This window comes from Faecalimonas nexilis, assembly GCF_059731825.1.
The window spans coordinates 2023894-2039554 of the sequence record NZ_AP029189.1; the positions used below are offsets into that span (position 1 = coordinate 2023894).

Sequence of the window (15661 nt, forward strand, 5' to 3'; positions counted from 1 at the left end):
TCCCTACCTCATATCCTCTAGTAATTGATAAACATCTTCCTCTTTTGTCGCCCAGCTTGTGCAAAGACGAATCACGCTGGATGTCGCATCGTATCGCTGCTGATATGTATATGCATATTTTTCTTTCAGCTGTTCCAATTTTTCATCAGACACAATCACGAACTGCTGGTTGGTTTCACTGTCGATGAAAAATGAATATCCGGCTTCCTCAAGTCCTTTTTTCAGGATCATTGCCATTCGGATTGCATGCCCTGCGATTTCAAAATACAAGCCATCTTTTAAAAGTTCTAAAAACTGGATTCCCAGCAATCTTCCCTTTGCAAGCATACCACCCTTCTGCTTGATCAGATATCTAAAATCTTCCTGAAGCGCTTTATTGCAGATAACAACCGCTTCTCCGAACAATGCTCCCACTTTCGTTCCGCCGATGTAAAACACATCACAATTCTCTGCCAATACTTCCAATGTCAGATCATTTCCTTCTGCCATCAGCCCATATCCAAGTCTTGCACCGTCTAAAAACAAATACAGTCCACATTCATTGCATGCATTTCGTATTGCTTCCAGTTCCGCCTTGCTGTACATCGTTCCAAGTTCTGTCGGGTTGGAAATATACACAAGCTTTGGCTGTGTCATATGTTCATGTGAACTGTCGGACCAGTGCTGTGTATATACTTCTTTAATCTGTTCTGCATCAATCTTTCCATCTTTCCCCGAAACTGTCATTACCTTGTGCCCACATGCCTCAATAGCTCCTGTCTCATGCACATTGATATGACCTTCTTCCACACAAAGCACTGCCTGATACGGGCGAAGAATTGATGAAATTACCGTCAGATTTGCCTGTGTGCCTCCCACAAGAAAATGCACTGCTGCATCTTCCTTTTTACACAAATCCTTGATTACTTTTGCTGCCTTTTCGCAATATGGATCTTCACCATATCCCGGTGTCTGCTCCATATTAGTTTTTACAAGTGCCTCTAAAACACGAGGGTGTGCTCCCTCATTATAATCACAATTAAAACGAATCATCTTTTTCATCCTCCTGTTTTTATAGTATAACACACTTAAAGACGGGAGAAAACTTTTTTCCCCCGTCTTTAAGTGTGTTTTTTTACTTTTATTGCCGCAAACGTCAAGAGCTTTATCTCAAATGATAATACAAACCATTCCCCCATTGCTGTCGTTTACAATTTTCTGCATTGTATCCTGCAATTTCGACTGGCTCTCATCGTTGATTGCGATAAGCTTATTACGCATGCCATCCGTCACAAGCTCTTCAATGGATTTTCCGAAAATGTTAGTGCCCCACACACCTTCTTCTGTTGCACTTGCATCTTTGATATAATTGACTAAATCATTTGCCTGCTGCTCACTGCCCACAATCGGTGCAATCTCCGTCTCTATATTTGCCCGGATCATATGAATCGACGGTGCTTCGGAATGAATTTTCACACCATATTTATTCCCCTGCTTGATAATAACCGGTTCCTCCAATTGGATTTCTTCTTTTCTCGGGCTCACCACGCCATAACCCTTCATTTTTACCGATTCCATCGCATCTTTTACGCCTTCATATTCTTTGCGAAGAGCCGCCATCTCCTTCATCGTACGGATCAGTTCGTATTCTCCTTCAATAGACGTTCCAGTCAACTCACTTAACATCTCGTAGTAATAATTATCCGCCACCTGAATCCGTACTTTTACACATCCGGTATCCAACGCCACATCATCTACCTTCATCTCTTTTATGTACATGCTGTCTGGTCTTGCTATTCCTCTTACCGCATCTTTGATTTCCGAAAAATCTTTCATCATCTCTTTTATATGCCAAAGCAGATCCGCTTTGATCTTATGTTCCCGAGACAACATCTCCACCCACTTTGGAATATAAAACTCCACTTCCGAAATAGGAAATTCAAACAGTACATTTTCCATGATCCGGTGAATATCCTCCTCCCGCAGTTGTTCACAGTTAAGCGCCATCGCCGTAACCCCATGCTTTTGCCTTATACTTTCCGCCGCCTGCTTTGCCTCTTCCCCATATGGTCTTTTTGAATTTACAAGTACGACAAACGGTTTCCCGATAGATTGCAGTTCCCGGATTGTCTTATCTTCTGCCTCGATATAATTCTCTCTCTTAAGATCACAGATTGTTCCGTCTGTTGTGATTATGATTCCAATCGTGGCATGATCATGAATCACTTTCTGTGTTCCAATGCTTGCTGCTTTTGTAAATGGAATCTCATAGTCAAACCACGGTGTCTTTACCTGGCGTTCTTCCTCATTCTCTGTGTGTCCCGCCGCACCTTTCACCATATAGCCGACACAGTCTATCAGGCGTACTTTTACTGTCACATCATCCATGAGTGAAATTTCCGCTGCCTCTTTCGGTACAAATTTCGGTTCCGTCGTCATGATTGTTTTCCCGGATGCAGACTGAGGCAACTCATCTTTTGTCCGCTGTCTACTATGTTCATCCTCTATCTTTGGCAAAACTAACAAGTCCATAAATCGTTTGATAAAAGTAGATTTTCCGGTTCTTACCGGTCCCACCACCCCAAGATAAATTTCTCCGTTGGTTCTCGCCTGTATATCTTTATAAACATCGAATACTTCCATATGATCCCTCCTGCTATTCACTTGTACAGTGTATGCAGCCAATTGGTTTGATATGTACTATATTCTCTTGTTTTTAATTCCTTTTACTCCCACGGCAAGTCACTATGTTCAATTTTTCCATCTCTTAACATCAATTCGTTAACTGCCTTTGCGGCATCTTTTCCTTTAAAGAGCACTTGATTTACCTGCTCAATGATCGGCATGGACACCTCATATTTTTCTGCAAGTTTCATTGCTGCCTTCGCAGAATAAACACCTTCCACGACCATCTTTACTTCGTCCATTGCTTCCTGCATCGTCTTTCCCTGTCCAATCAGGTATCCGGCTTTTCGGTTTCGACTGTGTACACTTGCACAGGTCACGATCAAATCTCCAATTCCGGTAAGTCCGGTAAAGCTTTCCATCTTACCGCCCATCTGGATACCAAGTCTTCCAATCTCCGCAATTCCACGAGTGATAAGCGCCGCCTTTGTATTATCACCGTATCCGAGACCATCCGCAATTCCAGCCGCGAGTGCAATGACATTTTTCAGTGCTCCACCTACCTCTATTCCGAGAATATCCGGGCTTGTATACACACGGAATGTTTCGTTCATAAACATCTTCTGAAGATATTCAGCTGTCTCTTTTGTCTTCGCGCCTACAACACATGTTGTCGGAAGTCCTCTGCCCACTTCCTCTGCATGACTCGGTCCTGATAACACAGCTACATCCGCCATCGGAAGTTCTTCCTCAATCTGTTCCGAAAGGGTCTTAAGCGTCGTCTCCTCAATTCCTTTTGCCACATTGATAAGCTTTTGATGTTTAACCACATACGGCTTCATATTTCTCGCTGTGCTTCGGATAAATGGTGAAGGTACTGCAAGGACAACAAAATCCTTCTCTGCAACGGCTTCTTCCATACTGTTTGTAATCCTCAAATCTTCTGGAATCTTCACCCCCGGCAATTTGCTCTTGTGTTCCCTTTCTTTTTTTAATTCCTCTACCTCGTCATTGTTGATTGACCACAAAGTAACCTCATGCCCATTTTTATACAGTAATAACGCCAACGCTGTTCCCCAGCTTCCGGCTCCCATGATGCCTGCTTTTGCCATGCCATATCCTCCTGCCTCTATTTCGTTTTCCTGTCTGCTCCAAATTTATTTTCCGTCCCGTTCAAAAGACGCTTGATGTTTGCACGATGTCTGTAAAATGCCATCAGCATCAAAACAAACGCAATCATATACATTTCATATAATTCTGGCTGTGTCAGAGAAAATCCTCCCATCTGACCATACACAATCACTTCAGCCAAAAACAATACCACTAGAATAAGTGACCCCAACGAAACGTATCGGGTCACTGCCACAACCAAAATAAATACAATAGCCGCAATCAGCATCATAATCGGATTCGTAGCAAGAATCAATCCTGCTGTCGCCGCAATTCCTTTTCCTCCTTTGAATTTTAAATAAAAGGGAAAATTGTGTCCAAGTACTGCGCCCATCCCGGCATACATTGCAAGCAGACTGATATTATCATGTGTAGAGCCGTACAGCCAGTACACAACTGCAACTGCTGCAACACATTTCAGGCAATCGCCCAAAAAGGTGATTGCCCCCGCGGTCCACCCTAACGTTCTGAGAGCGTTTGTCGTCCCGGCATTGCCGCTTCCATGTTGTCTGATGTCAATGTGTTTTAATTTTCCATAAAAGTACCCTGTCTGAAACAAGCCAAACAGATATCCGATTACAACACAAATCAAACGTTCCATACTACTAACGCTCCTTTTCCTTTCGCTCGCGGATGAAAAATTTCAGTGAAGTTCCCTTAAAGCCAAACGCTTCTCTAATCTTATTCTCCAAATATCTTGTATATGAAAAGTGCATCAATTCCTTATCATTCACAAAGATAACAAATGTCGGCGGTTTTACCGCTACCTGTGTAATATAGTACAATTTCAAACGCTTTCCTTTATCCGACGGCGGCTGCTGCATCGCAACTGCCTCTGCCATGATCTCATTGAGAACACCTGTAGCCACACGAAGCGTCTGATTCTCCATCACGACATCAATCATCTCATAAAGCTTGTTCAGGCGCTGTCCTGTCGCTGCAGACACATACATAATCTCTGCATATGGCATATACGCCAATGTCTGACGAATCTTTTTCTCATACTCGTACATTGTCTTATCATGTTTCTCAATCGCATCCCATTTATTGACAACAATGATAATTCCTTTTCCTCTTTCATGGGCAATTCCGGCGATCTTTGCATCCTGCTCTGTGATTCCTTCTACCGCATCGATCACCATTAAGACAACGTCGGCACGTTCCACCGCTGTCACAGTACGAATGATACTATATCGCTCCAGCTCTTCTTTAATCTTATTCTTTCTTCGCAGACCTGCTGTATCAATAAACACATATTCTTTTCCATGATATTTGATTGCAGTATCAATTGCATCACGTGTCGTGCCTGCAACATCGGATACAATCACACGGTTCTCACCAAGCAATTTATTGACAATAGAAGATTTTCCAACATTTGGTTTACCCACAATTGCAATTCTTGGTCTTTCATCCTCTTCTTCCGTCGCATTTCTCTCCGGGAAGAATTTCACTACTTCATCAAGCATATCACCGATACCAAGTCTGGATGCTGCCGAAATCGGGATTGGGTCACCGATTCCTAAATTATAAAATTCGTACACATCCGGCATAAGCTTCTGGAAGCTGTCCACTTTATTGACAACAAGCACAACCGGCTTTCCGGAGCGTCTTAGCATATCTGCAACCTTGGAATCTGCATCTACAAGTCCCTGTCTCACATCTGTAATAAAAACAATGACATCAGCTGTATCAATGGCAATCTGAGCCTGTTCTCTCATCTGCGATAAAATAATATCTTTGCTGTCCGGTTCGATTCCTCCGGTATCAATCATTGTAAATTCTTTATCCAGCCATGTTACTTCTGCATAGATTCTATCTCTTGTCACACCCGGCGTATCTTTTACGATGGAAATCATCTCTCCCGCCAGTGCATTAAATAATGTCGACTTCCCTACATTCGGTCTTCCGACGATTGCTACAATTGGTTTACTCATATTTTTTCTCCTATTAATTACTATTTATACTAATTCTAATCTCTATCATACTAAATTTTTCGAAAAAAAGCAATTTCCACATGAAATTCTTGAAGCAAATGATTTTTTTTGCTAATATGGGTATGTTAAAAGAATTTATTTTTATGGAGGCCCCTATGGCAAATATCACATTATTAGAAAAAGCACTTCCAATTGCTCCTCTTAAAATAGCCGCATTGGATAGTTGCAAAGAACTTGGTCAAAAAGTAAATGACTACATCGTTTCCTTTCGCCAGAATGCAGTTGAAAAATGGCCGGATTCCGCTTCAATTGCAAATTACCGTCTGGAGAACTATTTAGTCGACAGCGCGTGCCCTCGTTTTGGTTCAGGTGAAGCAAAAGGTATGCTTCGCGAATCCATCCGCGGCACAGACTTATTCATCATGGTAGATGTATGTAACTACAGCCTTACATACTCTGTAAACGGACATAAAAACCACATGTCACCAGATGACCATTATCAGGATTTAAAACGTATTATCTCGGCTGCTACCGGAAAAGCACGCCGCATCAACGTTATTATGCCATTCTTGTATGAAAGTCGTCAACACAAACGGACAAAGAGAGAGTCTCTTGACTGTGCATTTGCATTAGAAGAACTTACAGCAATGGGTGTATCGAATATCATCACATTTGATGCGCACGACCCACGTGTACAAAATGCAATTCCGCTCAAAGGATTCGATAACTTTACACCGCCATATCAGTTTATGAAAGCTTTGCTCCGCGCAGAGCCGGATTTGAAAGTGGACAAGGATCACCTGATGATCATCAGTCCGGATGAAGGCGCTATGCACCGTGCCGTTTATTTTTCAAACGTTTTAGGCGTAGATATGGGTATGTTCTACAAACGTCGCGACTACTCTACAATTGTAAATGGAAAAAATCCAATCGTGGCACATGAATTTTTAGGTGATGATCTTGCCGGAAAGAATGCAATCATTATCGATGATATGATTTCTTCCGGAGAAAGTATGTTAGATGTTGCAAAACAGATTAAAGAACGCGGCGCTAACCGTGTATTTGTCTGCACAACCTTTGGATTATTTACAGATGGCTTTGCAAAATTTGACGATTATTACGAAAAAGGCTACATCGATCGTGTCATTACAACGAACTTGACATACCTTCCATCCGAATTATATGAAAAACCATATTTTGTTATGGCAGATATGAGCAAATTCCTTGCACTTATCATTGATTCTTTGAATCATGACATTACCATCGGTTCTGTCATGAATCCAACCGATAAGATTCATAAATTGCTTGAAAAACATCAGAAAGATCAACAATAATTAAGCAAAAGCTTGTAAGTACCTCAAACATACTTACAAGCTTTTTCTATTGTTTATAAAACTGTGAATAACGCACTCCATTTTCCAGCGAGATTCCTCTTGCTTCTGCAAGCTCACTCACTGTCACCAGCTGATATCCTTGTTCAATCAGTTTTGGGATTAACTCAAATGCCGCATTTACGGAAAAGTCATGTATATCATGAAGCAAAATCACATCTCCATCACTGACCGTCTCAAGGACGTAATCTCTAATCAATGCCGCATCCTTTTTCTTCCAGTCAAGCGTATCTAAAGACCACATGATGACCGGCTTTCCTGCCAAACTCTTCACCTTGTCGTTATAAGAGCCAAACGGCGGACGCAACAGACTTGCTCCATGTCCCACTGCTGCCGCAATCGCTGCATCTGTAGACTGAATCTCTTCTTTGACACTTGCATCATCTAGTTTGACGAGATTTTTATGATTCGTCGTATGATTACCAATTTCGCATCCAATCTCTTCCATTCGCTTAATGGTATCCGGATACTTCGCCGCATTCGTTCCAACCATAAAGAAGGTAGCCCTTGCACCATACTCCTCCAATTTATCCAAAAGAGAATCCGTGTATTTTCCCGGTCCATCATCAAATGTCAACGCAACCATCGGTTTCTCCGGATCCACCTTGCTCGCCTTTGACTGTAATTTCCCATCTTTGCCAAATACGCAGTCCAACTGAAATACTCTCTGCTTTCCTGTCAGCATCTTTCCCTCTTTGTCAAAGTAATAAGTATCTTCCCCTATCTTTTGCCAGCCAACACTCATCTTCCCATCTTCCTGAAAATAGTAAGTACCTTCCTTTGTCTCTTTCCAACCAATACTCATCTCTCCATTCTCATCGAAAAAATAGCGGAAATTATCGATATCTTTCCATCCTGTTACCATCTCTCCATTCTCATCTATGTAATATGTCTTCTCTTTTGAAAGAACAAATTCTGATGCCGCATAGGTACCGTCCCACTTTTTAAATTTTTTATCTTCCCAAGTCCCGTATTTATTCTTAACTTGGCAAGTGCCGTTTTTCACCTGAACCTTTAGCTTTTTTCTCCATTTCTTATCTATTTTTTTCTTCAAATCTTTTTCAAAAGAAATGGTAATTGGATACTCTCCTTCTTTTGTCTGATCAATCTCATATGTTAGCCGATATCCTTTCCCCGCATTCAAATCCTTCACAAAATCTTTCACAGTATATCCTTTTTCCAGTTCTTTCTCACTGTATTTTTCGTCCTTACAAGAAGCGGCAGCCTGAATCTGCGGAATCTCCTCATCTTGAAGAATTGACACATTTTTCACTTTTAAAATCACTTCCGGAATCGTTCTCTTTGCGATTCTAAAAATCAGTCCCCCTAACAAGATAAGCAATATTGTAACCAATACAATCCCAACTGCAATCTTTTTTCTTCTTCTGTACCTTATTCCTTTTCTCACCCTAAACATATCACTCGTACTCCTACTTTTGTTTGCAAAATTTATTATAGTCCACTTCTGTTTGTATTGCAATGTTTCTGCCCTTAAGAACCCCTTAAAAAAATGTTACGTATTTGCTACGTTTTGCTACAATTTTGTTGTAAACGTGTTGTAAACGGTTTTATTATATTCTATTAAGTTTTGTAAGATGATACAATATTTTCGCCCCATCTCCGAAGAGGTGGGGCTGTTAATTTAATGTTTTACATGCTCGATTTTCCTACAATCAACAACACCCTGTACTGTTGCTTTAATTCCTCCATATCCGCTGTCGTCCGATGTGATTACCGTTCCTTTTGGAATTGTAACTGTTACATCTTCCACCAGTTTCGCTTTATCCCCTTTTTTGAACAATGGCAATAAATCATTGCATTTCATGTATCCCTTCTGTGTGATTTCTACAGTTACCACTTCTGTTCCGGTGTCTAACACTTTCACCTTACTTCCCTGCGCCAATGTCTGTCTTACTGCATTACAATCGCCTGTAGTATATACATTTGCTTGATTTGCAGTGTAGGCTTCTCCTGGATAAAATTGTCTCTTGCTCATATTGTTTGTACCTCCTTTGATTTCTGCCGGAAAATCTCTGTAGCAGATATTCATGTCCACTCTTCCGTTAATTCCACTTACTGTTCCATCACTTGTGTGCTGCCAAATATCACACGCTACGGTCGGTTTATTTGATGAGTATCTTGCAATCCATTTTGTGTATCTATCAAGCTGATTTCCGATGATATTCTGAAACCAATTTTGATTCGCGTAGATACCGACCACGTATCCAGCTTTTTCAATAATATCACAGAAAATTTTCGCACCAGCAACTGCATGGCTTTCAGTGCCTGATTCCTCCAAGTCCAAATAGACTGGATAGCTTAACTTGTATCCGCTGATCAGACGTAACACATGTGCTGCTTCACTCCTACTCTGCGCTTCTGATTTTGCATAAGAGTAAATATACACCCCAAATGGAATTCCAAGCCTTGTACATTCGTCTGCATTACGAAACCACTGACTATCGTCTTGTCCGACAATATCATCTCCATATCCACATCGGAGAATTGCTCCTTCAATTCCACTGACTTTTACTGCATTCCAGTCAATTGTACCGTTATGATAGCTTACATCAATAATCTTTCTTTCCATATTAAATCTCCTTTCACAAAAGAGGACGATTACTCGCCCTCTGAATTATCTGTCTACGCTACCCTTGTAAAATCTCTTCCAAAGCTCTGCTGCTTTTTCCCATCCGTACATAGCCACAAATGCCACCAAGAATCCTGCCATAATAGCAGCAATGATCATGTACCACAAAATCGCTTGTTGTATGTACTGCATATATGCAATAAACGCCATCACCGTGATTCCGATAGACAGTACAAATACTAAGATGTCTGTAGGAATCTTCTTAAGCCCCGATACTCCTTTAAATACCTGTGTAATGACGGATACCGCAAACGCAAGTACTCCAATAATTCCAATAATCAATGTTGTATTCATAATAAGTTGTTCCATAGTCTTATCCTACCTTTCCCTCTAAATCTTCAATTCTATGATTTGCTACCTTAATTTTTTCTTCCAATAAAAAAGTCCTTTCCACAACTGAATTATGCTTTTCGACTTTTTTCGTAAGCTCATCGAGCTTGTACTGCATTAACGCTCTTGTTTTCTCCTGTTGTGCACGATTGCTTATGATACACACCAATAACGTCACGCATGCTGATATGCACGCTGAAATAATCGTCTCCAATTCTTCATCTCCTTTACTATTTTTATGCAACAAAAATAAAAAGACCCTTACGGTCTCACTCTGATTTCTTCATTCTTCATTTATAAATTTTCCTTCACTATTTCCAAAATCCTATTGCAAACCAGTTGTAGGCAATTCCATAATTTCCATTTGTTTTCGAGTGAGAAATACTGGTTTTTGCTGTTGTACGTATATTGTTTCCACCAACATCTCCCTCCCAGTAAGACGTAACAATACTTCCATTTCTTTGCACGTTTGACACAAAATAATAGCCTGTATCTTTAAACGGAACCGGGAATACCACATCCGCTTTTGCTGTAATAGCTGTTGTAGCTGCAAAAGAAGTGTGTCCAGCACATATCAACAATCCGTTCGCATACTTTATGGCGATTGTATTTGATAATGTTATAATTTCATAATTCATTGGCTTGCCACCTAAATTAAACAATCCATCATAGTTCAATGTCTGATTATCCATATGTACGATATTGCCAGCTACTCCAAATAGAAATCTGTTGTCTCCTACAATCTCAATTCCATATTTGTCATAACCTCCATCCGTGTACGGTCTTATATATCCAATATGCTCTCTTTCAGCATTTGAATTATAAAAATCAACACTATTATTTCCTACTGCAAGTGCCCTTTTTCCTTCCACATAATTTGTAATTGTTCCGAACGAAACATCTCCTAGATTTGCTGAAATGGCACTCAATGTATCCACATCCAAATTATCTACCGAAATATAATGAATAGTCCACTTCTTTCCATCCCAGCGTTGTATTGGTTGACCGGATGCTTTCTGCCATAATTGACCTACTTCTGGATTTGATGGTGCTGTATCTGATACAATAATTCCACTCATTCCATTTTCTCCTGCGGCTCCTTTGTCACCGTATACCCCTATGATGCATGGAGCAGATGTGTATTTGCTCCCATCTGTATATACAACAATCTCATAATTCCATAAATATTTATTTATAGTTGTCATAGTAGGAATTTCCGTACTCCACCCACTGTTTCCAGTTGTGATTCCAGAATTAACGGTAGATACCATATAATATTCCATTATGCTCTTAATCCCTTTTCCGTCAGAGCCATCATTCACACGGATTAAAGTAATTTCAGCTATTGACTTTATAGCCATACCTATCCCTCCAGTATCGCTGTATAAGTGGCTTTATTTGATACATCTCCCGCTGACACTGTAAATGTAGAGCCTGTAGCAATTGGCACAGATCCACCATCTTTATACCATTTAATTGTTCCAAGTGCCGAAAGTGCACCGCCAATCACCTCAGTACCTCCTTTATAGACATGTGCTGTCAATGTAGTTGCAATTGCTGTATTTTTAAAAATTGTTCCAGCTGAGGACTCTATAACAAGATTAAGCGCATCCTGTCCATCCGTGCCATTCGTTCCGTTCCGCGAAACACTATAGGAAATTGTAGATTTTCCATCACTATAAGTTACAACCGTTTTAGTCCACAGAAATTCTCCCGGATTTGTTGCTGGAATGGTAGATAACCACTCTCCAGTAGGCGGTGTTGTTCCTGAGTTTCCTTTTTGATAAGTTACTTCCTGACTCGTAACAGTAATACTTGATCCATTTGAACCATTCGTTCCGCTACGCGATACACTATATGCTGTCGTAGATTTTCCATCACTATAAGTTACAACTGTTTTAGTCCATAAGTATTGCCCCGCCGGCACATTAGGTACAGAAGTCAGCCACTCTCCTGTTGGCGTCGTCGTCCCCGAAGCTGAAATCTGATAAGTGACCGATGTACTTTTTACTGTAACACTTGTACCATCCTGACCGTTTTGCCCCTTAAATGCAATGGAAAAACTAAACACCTTATTAACCGTAATCTCCCCGATAACAACCGGTATTGTAATGGATCCTGTCTTTTTTAGTGCTGATGTTGCTGTAATCGTAACCGTTGGAGTTGGTGTCTTTCCATCAGAAACTGCACTTAACCCTTCTGGACACTCTATCGCACCTATTTTACAAGCCACTTGTTCTGCACCACAAAGAGCCATAATCTGTGTCGATGTTGTCTGTGTCCCATTTACGCTTGTTTCTGTTCCCAAAAATGTATATGAGTCATTTGTCATTATGATTGAATACCCATCTGTAAGATCGAGTAAGTCTACCTGATTACTTGCTTTTTTTGCCATTTTAAATCCTCCTAATAATTCAAACTACAATTAAATGTTGATTTGACATCCACGTCTTCGGGCGTCAATGTGAAAATAAAACCTTCATCTGATAATCTCTTGTCAGTATGTGAAATCGGTTTAAATTCCGTCTCTCCTAATCGCTTACATTCCCACTCTAAATAAGCTGCTTGTCCGAAATAATCTTTCATTTTTTTAGATGTATCAATTCTCTCATCTGCAACAAGAATTGTTACTGTCAGAGTTGTTGCCACCCCGCTATTTTTAAAGATGCTTCCATTGCTCGAATCAATGTGGAGCGTAACAGCATCATCTCCTTTTGCCAGCATCCATAAATATATTGTTGCGTCACTCAAATCCGGTGTTTTCGTTGTTCTGTTTGCTGCTGTTCCAATATATTTCTTGCCATCCGGGTTCAAAGAAATTCCATTTCCCTTATTATCGTCCGCATAAGCAATCCAAGTATAAAATGTTCTATTTGCCGCCAACTGTTTAAACTGCTCTGCCAAATCCTCAAGAAGTTGTGATATCCCGTTATCCTTTATCAGATATTCTCCCAAAGTTGCCACATGTTCATCGTTTGTCTCAGAACTTTCCAGTTTCAAAATTCTTGCCTTTAAATACAATCCACCTTCATCATCTACGATGTTAATATAATCTCCTACCCGTGCACATTCTGGCAGTCTGCTGATATCAATTTCATAATTCACTTCCATTTTGCAAGCTTTTTTCAATTCATTTACAGATCTAGTACAAAGCTCCGATTGACTCATCGTATCATAACTATACGTTTTTGTGATATGCCCTACAATATCGCTATCTTTCATCATATAACGTCCCCAAAGCTTCAATGCTTCTCGTGATTTCACCTTTGTTCCGTCAATATAAATATCACCATCATCATATTGATATCCTTGTAACGTAATAGGCTCTTCGGAATCTTCCGGTGTTCCCCCAGTCACTTCAAGGGCTGTCGCAATATTCGCAATAGACTCTTTCGTACGAATCCTGTCTATATCTCGATTCAAGCGTAATTCTGTACCAATATCCTTTCCACGTTTTTTATAAAAGTTGATATATTTTTTCGAAATTTGAAGTCCAGTTATTTCAAAACTATATGAGATTTCCGCATCAAACTGTGTTGCTACACTTGCAAGTCTTTCTGTCGCAGTCGCTTCACCTTCCCATTTCAGTTTCCTGGAGCGATCACTAATCTCATTCAGACCGATTTCAAATCCACTATTTCCAACAAATTTTTCAGTATAATACACGACTGGATAATCCCGATCTGCTTCATACTCTCCAACAACCTCATTCAGAAGATCCAGCCCTGCATCCTCTGCGTAAATACAAATTTCTTCGTTTTTTGTATCCTTTTCACGCTCGATAATGGTATATGCTCTTGTCTCATCTCGATCTTTCTTTAATATATAGTTTCCTACTGTTGTATATATTTCCGCCCCTTTTTTGTCTTTTCCAGTAGCAGAAATATAACATTCCAACGTCGCCACACCGGTATCAATCTCTTCTACCTTCTTGTCATCCCGAACTAGGATTCCATCAGGAAGATTTGTACTTGCTTGTCCTAATATATTCATATGTCTGTCTGCGAAATAAAAGATCATAGCCATACCTCTCTATATTTCAACTTGAAATGCGGTTTTTCTGCCCAATTGGAATATACACAGTTGATCTGATTTGTACCTGGATGAAGAAAAAACTGTTCCCAATCATTTCCAAGAGCCCCAAGCCCCTGCATCTCCACACCGTTTACTAAAATAGTTCCTGCTTTACAGTTCGCTAATATTACATCGCCTTCCCCGAATTTATTCGGTACATTTCGCCAAGACTCTACGGAATGCGAAACAAATTTTACAGAATAAACACCATTTAAGTTCATACTGTCATACCCCTTTGTTGCCAGGAAAAAAACACTTATTTCAGTTGCTTCTACATCCACAATTTCCGGGTCTGTAAACTCAAATACCTGACCCGCAAAATCAAACGCAACTTTCGTACCAAATTTCCGGATGCCGGAACGCCCTCCGCTGTATCCAGTCACTTTGTTTTCCGCAGTCACATCATCGATTGTGATATACGATTTTACACATTTATTATTTACATAAAACCATCCCCACGCTTTCGTATTCATCGCATTTCGTGAGTATGTCACAGATGCAATTGTGACCTTTTTCCCATTTTTAAGACCGGTCACAAGGAATTCCACCGCTCCCAACTGCTTTGCATGGGTAAGCGTGAAGTTATGATGCCACGAAAACGTCCAATTCTTTGCACCGACATGACCACTTTGATCAGCGGGTATCTGCCGGGTTACGCTTGGACCACCATACGCAACAATATTCCCGTAACTAGATGGACCTAAAATAGTTTTTCCACTCCTATCTTTTCCAACTGTTACCGTTCCAGTCTGTATCGTGCTCACTGTTCCACCTGAACTATTCGTAAATTCTATAATTTTTGCGGAATTTAATTTCCATTCTGGTGAAATGGATACAAATTCTTCGTCCACCAAAGTCTGTGACATCTCATAATTTTCTCCGTCAAGCTCATCTGCATTCCCGATCTGTATAACTTTCCCATTCTGCTTTATAAATCCAACAAATCCAATATCGCCATTTGCTTCCGCTTCCAGCACTGGAAAACATTTATGTGTTCCTCTGTAATCAACCACAAAGGTCGTATCTTCATCCATTGTCGGAATGACTTCTTTTTCTTTCACAGAATACTTAAATGGATCAGCACAATGAAATGTCAGTTCACTTTTTACTGCATTGACTCCAGTCGGAACATCATCAGTCCCTTCCTTGGTCCCTATAAAATACTTGTCGGGTTCATCCGCAAATATCAGTTTTGCTTCATCTGTATCTAAGATTGCATTCAACTTATTGTAAGCTGCTCGGAACGATAATACATCTTTTGCAATCAACTGATAGCCTACTGTGATAATCCTTTCCGGGTATCTTTTTCTCCGGTACCTTGTTCCGTCCCTCACACCTACTTCATCCGTCAAAAGTTCTGTATCAATCACTTCCCTGCCAGATACATACAATGTCCGGTAGCCAGGAATCAGATTCTCTATATATTCCCCATCAAAATTCAGGGCCTCAGAGGGCAGTGTACCGCCACTCTGACTTTCTGTCGTGTCTATAAAATTGTACATTTGCCC

General features: G+C 40.4%; 14 protein-coding genes. 1 reads left to right on the plus strand and 13 read right to left on the minus strand.

Going from position 1 to position 15661, the window contains the following annotated elements; translation table 11 throughout:
- Positions 1 to 3: 3 nt before the first annotated feature.
- The 5 genes from AC6I5B_RS10275 to der form a co-directional block, all read right to left on the minus strand.
- Positions 4 to 1041 carry a threonine aldolase family protein gene (locus AC6I5B_RS10275; RefSeq protein ID WP_004612348.1) on the minus strand — a complete coding sequence of 346 codons (1038 nt, stop codon included), beginning with the start codon at positions 1039 to 1041 and terminating at the stop codon, positions 4 to 6.
- A gap of 108 nt (positions 1042 to 1149) precedes the next feature.
- Positions 1150 to 2622 carry a stage IV sporulation protein A gene (gene spoIVA / locus AC6I5B_RS10280; protein WP_004612347.1) on the minus strand — a complete coding sequence of 491 codons (1473 nt, stop codon included), beginning with the start codon at positions 2620 to 2622 and terminating at the stop codon, positions 1150 to 1152.
- 83 nt (positions 2623 to 2705) lie between these two features.
- The gene (locus tag AC6I5B_RS10285) at positions 2706 to 3716 is read right to left on the minus strand and encodes an NAD(P)H-dependent glycerol-3-phosphate dehydrogenase (RefSeq protein ID WP_004612346.1); all 1011 of its coding nucleotides are present in this window, start codon (positions 3714 to 3716) and stop codon (positions 2706 to 2708) included.
- Between the two features lie 17 nt (positions 3717 to 3733).
- Complete coding sequence (gene plsY, locus AC6I5B_RS10290) at positions 3734 to 4375, minus strand: glycerol-3-phosphate 1-O-acyltransferase PlsY (RefSeq protein ID WP_004612345.1); 642 nt, start codon at positions 4373 to 4375, stop codon at positions 3734 to 3736.
- A gap of 4 nt (positions 4376 to 4379) precedes the next feature.
- The gene (gene der, locus AC6I5B_RS10295; RefSeq protein ID WP_004612344.1) at positions 4380 to 5708 is read right to left on the minus strand and encodes a ribosome biogenesis GTPase Der; all 1329 of its coding nucleotides are present in this window, start codon (positions 5706 to 5708) and stop codon (positions 4380 to 4382) included.
- Between the two features lie 155 nt (positions 5709 to 5863).
- Here der and AC6I5B_RS10300 point away from each other — a divergent pair, with 155 nt between their 5' ends.
- A complete protein-coding gene (locus AC6I5B_RS10300; protein WP_022250286.1) occupies positions 5864 to 7042 on the plus strand; it encodes a ribose-phosphate pyrophosphokinase in 1179 nt (392 codons plus the stop codon).
- Positions 7043 to 7088: 46 nt separating this feature from the next.
- Here the strand turns inward: AC6I5B_RS10300 and AC6I5B_RS10305 are convergent, their stop codons facing one another.
- The 8 genes from AC6I5B_RS10305 to AC6I5B_RS10340 form a co-directional block, all read right to left on the minus strand.
- Positions 7089 to 8516 (minus strand): polysaccharide deacetylase family protein, encoded by a 1428-nt coding sequence (locus AC6I5B_RS10305; protein WP_022250287.1) that lies wholly within the window; start codon positions 8514 to 8516, stop codon positions 7089 to 7091.
- 225 nt (positions 8517 to 8741) lie between these two features.
- The gene (locus AC6I5B_RS10310) at positions 8742 to 9689 is read right to left on the minus strand and encodes a glycoside hydrolase family 25 protein (protein WP_497773296.1); all 948 of its coding nucleotides are present in this window, start codon (positions 9687 to 9689) and stop codon (positions 8742 to 8744) included.
- Between the two features lie 45 nt (positions 9690 to 9734).
- Positions 9735 to 10058 carry a hypothetical protein gene (locus AC6I5B_RS10315; protein ID WP_071143723.1) on the minus strand — a complete coding sequence of 108 codons (324 nt, stop codon included), beginning with the start codon at positions 10056 to 10058 and terminating at the stop codon, positions 9735 to 9737.
- 4 nt (positions 10059 to 10062) lie between these two features.
- Positions 10063 to 10293 carry a hypothetical protein gene (locus AC6I5B_RS10320; RefSeq protein WP_071143722.1) on the minus strand — a complete coding sequence of 77 codons (231 nt, stop codon included), beginning with the start codon at positions 10291 to 10293 and terminating at the stop codon, positions 10063 to 10065.
- A 97-nt stretch (positions 10294 to 10390) separates the two neighbouring features.
- Entirely contained in the window at positions 10391 to 11440 is a 1050-nt protein-coding gene (locus tag AC6I5B_RS10325; protein ID WP_497773297.1) for a hypothetical protein, read from the minus strand.
- Positions 11441 to 11442: 2 nt separating this feature from the next.
- Complete coding sequence (locus AC6I5B_RS10330) at positions 11443 to 12474, minus strand: hypothetical protein (protein ID WP_497773298.1); 1032 nt, start codon at positions 12472 to 12474, stop codon at positions 11443 to 11445.
- Positions 12475 to 12485: 11 nt separating this feature from the next.
- Entirely contained in the window at positions 12486 to 14099 is a 1614-nt protein-coding gene (locus AC6I5B_RS10335) for a phage tail spike protein (protein ID WP_497773299.1), read from the minus strand.
- The gene (locus AC6I5B_RS10340; RefSeq protein ID WP_497773300.1) at positions 14096 to 15655 is read right to left on the minus strand and encodes a distal tail protein Dit; all 1560 of its coding nucleotides are present in this window, start codon (positions 15653 to 15655) and stop codon (positions 14096 to 14098) included. Before AC6I5B_RS10340 ends, AC6I5B_RS10335 begins: the two co-directional genes overlap by 4 nt.
- Positions 15656 to 15661: the final 6 nt, after the last annotated feature.

Coding starts and splice junctions, on each gene's coding strand:
- spoIVA (WP_004612347.1), bottom strand. CDS start 2,622: ATGGAAGTATTCGATGTTTATAAAGATATACAGGCGAGAACCAACGGA.
- AC6I5B_RS10305 (WP_022250287.1), bottom strand. CDS start 8,516: ATGTTTAGGGTGAGAAAAGGAATAAGGTACAGAAGAAGAAAAAAGATT.
- der (WP_004612344.1), bottom strand. CDS start 5,708: ATGAGTAAACCAATTGTAGCAATCGTCGGAAGACCGAATGTAGGGAAG.
- AC6I5B_RS10325 (WP_497773297.1), bottom strand. CDS start 11,440: ATGGCTATAAAGTCAATAGCTGAAATTACTTTAATCCGTGTGAATGAT.
- AC6I5B_RS10310 (WP_497773296.1), bottom strand. CDS start 9,689: ATGGAAAGAAAGATTATTGATGTAAGCTATCATAACGGTACAATTGAC.
- AC6I5B_RS10330 (WP_497773298.1), bottom strand. CDS start 12,474: ATGGCAAAAAAAGCAAGTAATCAGGTAGACTTACTCGATCTTACAGAT.
- AC6I5B_RS10275 (WP_004612348.1), bottom strand. CDS start 1,041: ATGAAAAAGATGATTCGTTTTAATTGTGATTATAATGAGGGAGCACAC.
- plsY (WP_004612345.1), bottom strand. CDS start 4,375: ATGGAACGTTTGATTTGTGTTGTAATCGGATATCTGTTTGGCTTGTTT.
- AC6I5B_RS10285 (WP_004612346.1), bottom strand. CDS start 3,716: ATGGCAAAAGCAGGCATCATGGGAGCCGGAAGCTGGGGAACAGCGTTG.
- AC6I5B_RS10315 (WP_071143723.1), bottom strand. CDS start 10,058: ATGGAACAACTTATTATGAATACAACATTGATTATTGGAATTATTGGA.
- AC6I5B_RS10300 (WP_022250286.1), top strand. CDS start 5,864: ATGGCAAATATCACATTATTAGAAAAAGCACTTCCAATTGCTCCTCTT.
- AC6I5B_RS10335 (WP_497773299.1), bottom strand. CDS start 14,099: ATGATCTTTTATTTCGCAGACAGACATATGAATATATTAGGACAAGCA.
- AC6I5B_RS10340 (WP_497773300.1), bottom strand. CDS start 15,655: ATGTACAATTTTATAGACACGACAGAAAGTCAGAGTGGCGGTACACTG.